10 protein-coding genes are annotated in these 8,548 nt (G+C 67.7%); 7 read left to right on the top strand and 3 right to left on the bottom strand.

What is annotated here, in order from left to right; all coding sequences use genetic code 11:
- Nucleotides 1-353, bottom strand: a 353-nt coding sequence (locus VH112_10570) for an SDR family NAD(P)-dependent oxidoreductase (protein HEX4540677.1), incomplete at its 3' end; no start/stop codon positions are given.
- Nucleotides 354-440: 87 nt separating this feature from the next.
- Here VH112_10570 and VH112_10575 point away from each other — a divergent pair.
- The 6 genes from VH112_10575 to VH112_10600 are packed head-to-tail and all read left to right on the top strand — an operon-like array spanning nt 441 to nt 5,341.
- A complete protein-coding gene (locus tag VH112_10575) occupies nt 441-563 on the top strand; it encodes a hypothetical protein (GenBank protein ID HEX4540678.1) in 123 nt (40 codons plus the stop codon).
- Nucleotides 560-649 carry a potassium-transporting ATPase subunit F gene (locus VH112_10580; GenBank protein ID HEX4540679.1) on the top strand — a complete coding sequence of 30 codons (90 nt, stop codon included), beginning with the start codon at nt 560-562 and terminating at the stop codon, nt 647-649. Before VH112_10575 ends, VH112_10580 begins: the two co-directional genes overlap by 4 nt.
- Before the next feature lie 5 nt (nt 650-654).
- Entirely contained in the window at nt 655-2,346 is a 1,692-nt protein-coding gene (gene kdpA / locus VH112_10585) for a potassium-transporting ATPase subunit KdpA (GenBank protein ID HEX4540680.1), read from the top strand.
- Nucleotides 2,346-4,415: a potassium-transporting ATPase subunit KdpB gene (gene kdpB / locus VH112_10590; GenBank protein ID HEX4540681.1), complete on the top strand. Its 2,070-nt coding sequence runs from the start codon at nt 2,346-2,348 to the stop codon at nt 4,413-4,415. Before kdpA ends, kdpB begins: the two co-directional genes overlap by 1 nt.
- A gap of 12 nt (nt 4,416-4,427) precedes the next feature.
- Nucleotides 4,428-5,072 carry a potassium-transporting ATPase subunit C gene (locus VH112_10595; GenBank protein ID HEX4540682.1) on the top strand — a complete coding sequence of 215 codons (645 nt, stop codon included), beginning with the start codon at nt 4,428-4,430 and terminating at the stop codon, nt 5,070-5,072.
- Nucleotides 5,069-5,341 carry an OB-fold nucleic acid binding domain-containing protein gene (locus VH112_10600; protein HEX4540683.1) on the top strand — a complete coding sequence of 91 codons (273 nt, stop codon included), beginning with the start codon at nt 5,069-5,071 and terminating at the stop codon, nt 5,339-5,341. Before VH112_10595 ends, VH112_10600 begins: the two co-directional genes overlap by 4 nt.
- Here VH112_10600 and VH112_10605 read toward each other — a convergent pair.
- Both VH112_10605 and VH112_10610 read right to left on the bottom strand, forming a co-directional pair.
- A complete protein-coding gene (locus VH112_10605) occupies nt 5,317-6,039 on the bottom strand; it encodes a response regulator transcription factor (protein ID HEX4540684.1) in 723 nt (240 codons plus the stop codon). The genes VH112_10600 and VH112_10605 overlap by 25 nt on opposite strands.
- A gap of 9 nt (nt 6,040-6,048) precedes the next feature.
- Entirely contained in the window at nt 6,049-7,584 is a 1,536-nt protein-coding gene (locus tag VH112_10610; GenBank protein HEX4540685.1) for an ATP-binding protein, read from the bottom strand.
- Nucleotides 7,585-7,670: 86 nt separating this feature from the next.
- On the opposite strand from VH112_10610, the gene VH112_10615 reads away from it, so the two are divergent.
- Nucleotides 7,671-8,548, top strand: an 878-nt coding sequence (locus VH112_10615; GenBank protein HEX4540686.1) for a histidine kinase, incomplete at its 3' end; no start/stop codon positions are given.

Genomic DNA, 8,548 nt, shown 5'->3' on the forward strand with positions numbered 1-8,548 from the left:
GAGAGGTAATTGACGTGCATCACGGCCGTGATCGTGTCGATGTCGAGCGCCGTCACGTGCCGGCGCTTCGGGATGCCCGCGTTGTTGATGAGGAGGTCGACGCCGCCGAAGGCGTCCACCACGTCGATGGCCAGCTGGTCGACCGCGTTGATGTCGGCCAGGTTGACGACCCACATCCGGCTGTCGGGTGAGTGCTTCATGCAGCGGCCCACCACTTCGGACAGGCGGTCGGCGCGGCGGGCGCAGATGCCCACCACCGCGCCCCGCTCGGCCAGCGCCTCGGCCAGGCCGGCCCCGATGCCGGACGAGCCACCCGTCACCAGCGTGCGGCATCCCTCCAGGTCCAGCGTCATCGTCCACCCCACTTTCGATCAGCCGACGGCCTCACCTTAGGCAGCGGGGCGGCCGTTGACGATTTGTTAAGGGACGTCCTCGTCGCGTTGACATCGGGTTCACATCCTTGCCACGACAGTGGCGTCATGGCCGACTTCCTGGCAATCGTGAGCTTCATCGCCTTCGTCGCGGTGTTCCTCGCCTACATCTGGTGTTTGGAGCGGGTGTGACCGCGGTCCAGGGCCTCCTGCTCGGGGTGTCGATCCTGGTGTTCATCTACCTGGGCGTCGCCATGTTCAAGCCCGAATGGTTCTGAGCTGAATGGGTTACTTCTGGACGATCCTGACGCTGGTCGTGGCGCTGGGACTGTCGTGGCGCTTCCTCGGCGGCTACATGGTCGGCGTCTTCGAGGGCCGGATCAGGTTCCTGTCCTTCATCGAGCGGCCGATCTACCGGCTCCTCGGCACGAGTCCGGACCGCGAGCAGTCCTGGAAGCGCTACGCGGGGTCCGTCGTCATCTTCTCGGGCCTCTCCTTCGCCCTCACCTACGCCATCCTCCGCCTGCAGGGGTCGCTCCCGCTCAACCCCCAGCACTTCGGCGCCGTCGGACCGGGCCTGTCGTGGAACACCGCCTCTTCGTTCGTCACCAACACCAACTGGCAGAACTACGGCGGCGAGGAGACACTGTCGTACCTGTCGCAGATGTGCGCGCTCACGGTGCAGCAGTTCGTGACACCCGCCGTGGGCATCGGCGCCGCCCTGGTCATCATCCGGGGCTTCACCAAGAAGAGTTCGCCCACTGTCGGCAACTTCTGGGTGGACATCACCCGCGCGCTGCTCTACGTGCTGCTGCCGATCGCCGTCGTCGCCGGCATCATCTTCGTCGGCCAGGGCGCCGTGCAGACCCTGTCGGGCCCGGTGCACATCCACAATGCCCTCAACGGCGTCTCCCAGACCATTGCCCTGGGTCCCACCGGGTTCATGGAGGTCATCAAACAGCTCGGCACCAACGGCGGCGGCTTCTTCAACGCCAACTCGGCGCATCCCTTCGAGAACCCGACGCCGCTGACCAACTGGCTCAGCATCTACCTCCTGTTGCTCATCCCGGTCTGCCTGACCTACGTCTTCGGCAAAATGGTCGGTTCGATCCGCCAAGGTGTCGCCATCCTCACCGCGATGGTCATCCTGTTCGGCGCCTGGACCGCCATCGCCACGGTGGCCGAGCACCAACCGAACCCGGCGGTGCAGCAGGCCGGGCTCTTGCATCAACCGACGGGCAACACCGTGGGCAAGGAGGTGCGCTTCGGCGTGCCCTCCTCGGCGCTGTTCGGGATCGCCTCGACCCAGACGTCGACCGGTTCGGCCAACTCCGCCTACGACTCGTTCAGCCCGGTCGGCGGGGGGGCGCTGCTCACCGGCATGATGATCGGCGAGGTCACCCCCGGCGGCGTCGGCAGTGGCCTTTACACCATCCTCATCTACGCCATCTTGGCCGTCTTCATCGGCGGGCTGATGGTGGGGCGGACACCGGAGTACCTGGGCAAGAAGATCCAGGCCACCGAAGTCAAACTCGCCGGTCTCGGGACCCTGATCATGCCGATGACCGTGCTGATCCTCACCGGCATCGCGGTGTCCCTCCATGCCGGCCGGGCCGGCCCGCTCAATTCGGGTCCCCACGGCTTCTCCGAGATCCTCTACGCCCTCACCTCGCAGGGCAACAACAACGGGTCGGCCTTCGGTGGCCTCACCGGCAACACGACCTTCTACAACGTCATCGGCGGCATCGACATGCTCATAGGGCGCTTCGGCATCCTGATCCCGGCCATCGCCCTCGGTGGGGTGTTGGCAGCCAAGAACGTGGTGGCCGCGGGCGCCGGCACCTTCCGGACCGACAACCCCATGTTCGTCGGGTTGCTGATCGGCGTGATCATCATCGTCGGCGGCCTCACGTTCTTCCCTGCCGTCTCTCTCGGCCCCGTCGTCGAACAGCTCAGTCACGGAAAGTTCTTCTGATGACCCTCACCGCAACTGCCGCCCCGACGCCACAGCAATCGCCGGCACCCCACGGCGTGGCCGAGACACGCGGCCTGTTCGACCGCGAGATCCTGCGCGAGTCGGTCGTAGGCTCCTTCACCAAGCTCGACCCGCGGGTACAGGTCAGGAACCCCGTCATGTTCGTCGTGCTCATCGGCTCGGTGATCACGTTCATCGAGTCGGTGTCGCACTCCGACCTCTTCAACTGGTCGATCACCGCCTGGCTGTTCCTGACCGTGCTGTTCGCGAACTTCGCCGAGGCGATGGCGGAGGGCCGGGGCAAGGCTCAGGCCGTGGCCTTGCGCCGCATGCGCTCGGAAACCGTGGCGCGGCGCCTCAATGCGGACGGGACCGAGGAGGTCGTCCCCGCCGCGTCGCTGCGCCTGGGCGACCGCGTCGTGTGCGAGGCGGGCGACGTCATCCCCTCCGACGGCGAGATCATCGAGGGAGTCGCCTCCGTCGACGAGTCGGCCATCACCGGTGAATCGGCCCCGGTCATCCGCGAGTCCGGCGGTGACCGCTCCGCCGTCACGGGCGGCACGACCGTATTGTCCGACCGCATCGTCGTTGCGATCACGGCCGAGCCGGGTCACACCTTCCTCGACCGCATGATCTCCCTCGTCGAGGGGGCCAACCGCCAGAAGACGCCCAACGAGATCGCCCTGACCATCCTGCTCGCCGTGCTGACGATCATCTTCCTCCCGGTTGTCGTCGTGCTCCAGCCGTTCGGCCATTACGCCGGCGCGACGGTCTCGGTCGTCGTCTTGGTCTCGCTCCTCGTCTGCCTCATCCCGACGACGATCGGGGCGCTGCTCTCGGCCATCGGCATCGCCGGGATGGACCGCCTCGTCCAGCGCAACGTGCTCGCCATGAGCGGCCGGGCGGTCGAGGCGGCCGGCGACGTGCAGACCCTGTTGCTCGACAAGACCGGCACCATCACGCTCGGCAACCGCATGGCGTCGGGCTTCTTCCCCGTCGGTGGCCACAGCGAGGAGGAAGTGGCCGACGCCGCCCAGCTGGCCTCGCTCGCTGACGAGACACCCGAGGGGCGCTCCATCGTCGTGCTGGCCAAGGAGCGCTTCAACATCCGCGAGCGCGACCTGGCCGGCCCGCACGAGTTCGTGCCGTTCTCGGCCACGACCCGGATGTCGGGCCTCAACGTCGACGGCCGCCAGATCCGCAAGGGTGCGGCCGAGGCGGTGCGCAATTGGGTGGTCGAGCAGCGCGGCACGCCGCCAGAGGGCCTCGGCGAGATCGTCGACCGCATCGCCCGGGCCGGCTCGACCCCGCTCGTGGTGGCCGACGGCCCGAACGTCCTCGGGGTCATCGAGCTCAAGGACGTGGTCAAGACCGGCATCAAGGAGCGCTTCGCCGAACTGCGCGCCGCCGGCATCCGCACCGTCATGATCACCGGTGACAACCCGCTCACCGCGGCGGCCATCGCGCAGGAGGCCGGCGTCGACGACTTCCTGGCCGAGGCCACGCCCGAGAACAAGATGGAGCTGATCAGGGCCGAACAGGAGGGGGGCAAGCTCGTGGCCATGACGGGGGACGGGACCAACGATGCGCCCGCCCTGGCCCAGGCCGACGTCGGTGTGGCCATGAACACGGGGACGACCGCGGCCAAGGAGGCCGGCAACATGGTCGACCTCGACTCGAACCCGACGAAGCTGATCGACGTCGTCGAGATCGGCAAGCAGCTGCTCATCACCCGGGGCTCGCTCACCACGTTCTCCATCGCGAACGACGTGGCGAAGTACTTCGCCATCATCCCGGCCCTCTTCGTCGTCACCTACCCGCAGCTGAACGCGCTCAACATCTTGCACCTGCACAACGCGGATTCGGCCGTCCTGTCCGCCGTCATCTTCAACGCGCTCGTCATCGTGGCGTTGATCCCTCTCGCCCTGCGCGGCGTCAAGTGGCGGCCATCGGGCGCGGCCGCGATCTTGCGGCGCAACGTGTGGATCTACGGCGTCGGCGGCATCATCACGCCGTTCATCGTCATCAAGTTGATCGACCTGTTCCTCACCGCGGTGCACTGGTACTGAGGAGGTCTGATCGTGCTCACCCAACTCCGCCGCTCCGCCGTCATGGTGATCATCTGCCTGGTGCTGTTCGGCCTCGCCTACCCGCTGCTGGGCGTCGGCCTCTCCCAGGCCTTCTTCAAGGGCCAGGCCAATGGTTCCATCACGGCCAACGGCTCCAACCTGATCGGCCAGGACTGGTCCCAGACCAAATGTCCCGGGCACCTGCCGGGCAGCTGTGTGTTCCAAGGCCGGCCCGACAACCTCGGACCCTATAGCGACACCGGCAAATACAAGGGGGACAACCCGGCCGGCCACCCGGGCGACGACCCGCTGGTCGCCAACGGTGCGGCCGGCGAATCGGGCGCGACCAACCTCGGCCCGCGTTCGCAGGAGCTGGTCACCTACACGAAGCACCTGAATGAGTACTGGCACGCCCGCGGTGTCAACCCGACGTCTGACTTGGTGACCACCTCGGGCAGCGGCATCGACCCCGACATCACGCCGCAGGACGCCACCGCCGAGATCCCGATGGTGGCGCGCGCCACCGGCGTGTCCTCGGCGCAGCTGCAGAGCCTGATCACGCGGGAGGCCCAGGGCAGGCAGCTCGGCTTCCTCGGCTCGCCCTTCGTCAACGTCCTGCAGCTCAACGAGGGGCTGGCCAAGCTCGAGCACCCGTGAGCGTGACCGCCATCGGGTCGCTGGTGCCACGCCGACGCGCGACCGTGATGGGCGAGGTCCGCTCCGCGACCTCCTATGGGCGGCCCTACGTCCGCACCGAGGCCGAGCTCGACGACCGCACGGGCGTCATCGTGTTGCGCTTCCTGGGCCGGAGCCACGTGCCCGGGCTTGTCCCCGGCCTGCACATGGTCGCCTATGGCACCCCGGGGTCCGAACGCGGGGCGCTCGTGATGTTGAACCCGCTCTACTGCTTGGCGCCGGCCGAATGAGACGTCGTCGGGGCTCCTTCGCCGATCAGCTGGTAGCCGATGCCGGGGATCGTCTTGAGCATGGTGCCGGTTTCGTCGCCGAGCTTCTTGCGCAGCCGGTGCGTGTAGACGCGCACGTAGTTCGACTCGACGCCGTAGCCGGGCCCCCACACGTCCTTGAGGATCATGTGGTGGGTGCACACCTTGCCGGCGTGCCGGGCCAGATAGGCGAGCAGCTCGAACTCCTTGGCCGTCAGCTGCAGCGCGTTGCCGTCGAGCGTCGCCATGTGGTGGACCAGGTCGATGTGCAGACCACCGACGTCGAGTTCCGGCGACGCCTCGGCGCCGTCCGCGTGGCGCGCGCCGTGGCGCAGGGCGACGCGGAGGCGAGCCTCGAGCTCGGCCATGCCGAAGGGCTTGGTGACGAAGTCGTCGGCGCCACTGTCGAGAGCCTCGACCTTGCGCCGCTCGTCGCCGTAGGCGGAGAGCACGACGATCGGGACGCCCGAGAAGGTGCGGATCCGACGGCACACCTCGATCCCGTCCAAGTCGGGCAGCCCGAGGTCCAGGATCACCAGGTCGGGCGTGGCCAGGGCGACCTGGTGCAGCGCCTCCGTGCCGGTGTGCGCGGTCAGGACCTCGTCACCACGGGCCGTCAGCCCGATGCGCAGTGCCTTGAGCAGCGAGGGGTCGTCGTCGACGAGGAGGAACTTGGACATGGTGTGGCCTCAGGCCGACGCCGCGACGAGCGCGTTGCCGGGAGCGGTGAAGACGATACGCGCCCCCCTGCCCACGTCGGGATCGATCCAGATGAGACCGCCGTGCGCCTCGACGAACGCCTTCGCGATGGCGAGTCCCAGGCCGGCGCGCCCGCCGCGGCCGTCCTGGCTGAACATCTCGAAGACGCGTTCGCGCTCGCCAGGTGCGATACCCGGTCCCTCGTCGGTCACCGCGATCTCGACGTGGTCGCGAGTGCCGGGCGCCACCCTTGCCGCAATCTCGATGACGCTTCCGCTCGGCGCCACGCGCTCGGCGTTGTCGAGCAGGTTGGCCAGGACCTGGCTGATCAGCACGTGGTCGATGCGCAACATCGGGAGGTCCGGTGGCGCCTTCACCCGCACCCGTTCGCGTGCGACGAGGCCGCCGAGGTTGCCGAGGGCCTCGTCGACCAGTTCGTCGAGCGGCATCACGGTCGGTCTGATCTCGAGGGCGCCAGCCTCGATCCGCGTCATGTCCAACAGGTTGGTTACGAGGCGCGCCAGCCGGTCCGACTGCTGCTCGATCAGCTCGAGCAATTCGGCCCGGTCCTGCGAGCTCAGCCGGGCGTCCGCCTGGCGAAGGCTGGAGACGGCCGTCTTCACCGCGGCCAGCGGCGTGCGCAGGTCGTGCGAGGCCGCTCCCAACAGCGCACTCCGCCACCGGTCGATCTCCTCGAGCAGGCGCGTCCGCAGGACCTGCTCACGCAGGCGCGCCCGGTCCACCGCCAGGGCCGCCTGGTTGACGAACGTCCCGAGCAGGTTCCGCTCGATGTCTTCCAGCGCGACGTCTTGCAACACGAGCATGCCGACCGGTCGCTCGTTGACGGCCAAGGCGACCGAGACCTTGCGAGGGCCAGTGTCGCCGACGAGCCCGATCGAGCGCGTCCCGCCCTGGGCCGACGTCACGGACACGATGTCGGCATCGGACAGCGGCTGCCCCGCCGTTGCCGCCACCTCGAGTCGTTCGCCCGGAACCGGGTCGTCGTGGTCCCCGGCCGGCAACACCAGCGCCGTCCATCGTGGCTCGAAGACCCCTTGCACCGTGTCCGCGATGTGCGTGAGCAGCTGCGGCAGCGCCAGGTCACCGATCAGCGCCTGGGACAACTCGTACAGGCGTTCGGATTCCTCGGTCCGCCGCAGCGCCACCTCGCGGGCGGCGCGCAGCTGGGCGACAACCTGGCCCACGATCAGCACGACGGCGAGATACACGACGAGCGCGATCCAGTTCTGGTCCGAACGGACGGTCAGCGTGTCGAAAGGCGGAAGGAAGAAGAAGTCGTAGGCCAAGAATCCGGCTCCGGCCCCGACGACGCCGACCCAGAAGCCGCCGATGACGACGCCGACGACCGCCGGGAGGACGAAGATCAGCGCCGGAATGGCCGTGCTCAGATGCGACCGGAACGGCACGAGGATGGCGAGCAGCACACCGAGCGAGGCAAGGGTGGCGACGGTGCCGACCAGGATGCGCTGGTACGTTCCCCTGGTAGCCGGTCTGCCGTGCCTCACGTGTGTCACTGCTTCCCTTTTGTCGGCATCTCGCCGCAAATCGAAGTGTACCGACGAGCCGGCGCGGCCGGCCCCTGCGAGGTGCGATGAGCGCAAACGCTGAAGACGAAGGGGTAAAGCCGACCGGGCGTTTCCGCGTGTACCTCGGAGCGGCGGCCGGCGTCGGCAAGACCTGCGCCATGCTCGACGAGGGATGGCGCAGGTTCCAGCGTGGCGCCGACGTCGTCGTGGGTTTCGTGGAGACTCACAAGCGTCTCTACACGATCCAACAGTTGCGTGACTTGCCGGTTGTTGCTCGCAAAACAGTCGAATACCGCGGCTCTGTCTGGGAGGAGATGGATCTGGACGCGGTTCTCGCTCGTCGGCCCGAGGTCACCCTCATCGACGAACTTGCGCATACCAATGTGCCTGGCGCGGGGCGCCACGAGAAGCGATGGGAGGACGTGCTCGAAATCCTCGATGCCGGGATCGCAGTCATCACTACGGTGAACATCCAGCACCTGGAGTCGATCGCCGACCCTGTCGAGCGGATCACAGGCGTCAGCGTCCGCGAGCGAGTGCCGGACTGGGTGGTGCGCAAGGCGGACCAGATAGAGCTCATCGACTCCTCGGCCGATCAACTCCGCCGGAGCATGCTCCACGGCAACATCTATCCGTCCGACAAGGTGCCCTCGGCGCTCAACGGGTTCTTCCGAGCGGAAAACCTCGTTGCGTTGCGGGAGTTGTCACTGCGGTTCGTGGCGGACGAGACGGAGGAGGAACTGCTCGAATACCTTCGCTCACGCGGCGCGGCGGGGGAGCTTTGGGAGACGACGGAACGCATCATGGTCGCCGTCACCGGCGCACCGGGGAACGCGTCCGTCATCAGACGGGCGGCGCGGATTGCCGCCCGGGTGAAGGCGCCGCTGGTCGCCGTGCACGTGGTCGGGAGCGACGGCGATGCTCGTCAAGCAAGCACGACCGA

This window comes from Acidimicrobiales bacterium (assembly GCA_036270875.1).
Taxonomy (GTDB): Bacteria; Actinomycetota; Acidimicrobiia; order Acidimicrobiales; family AC-9; genus AC-9.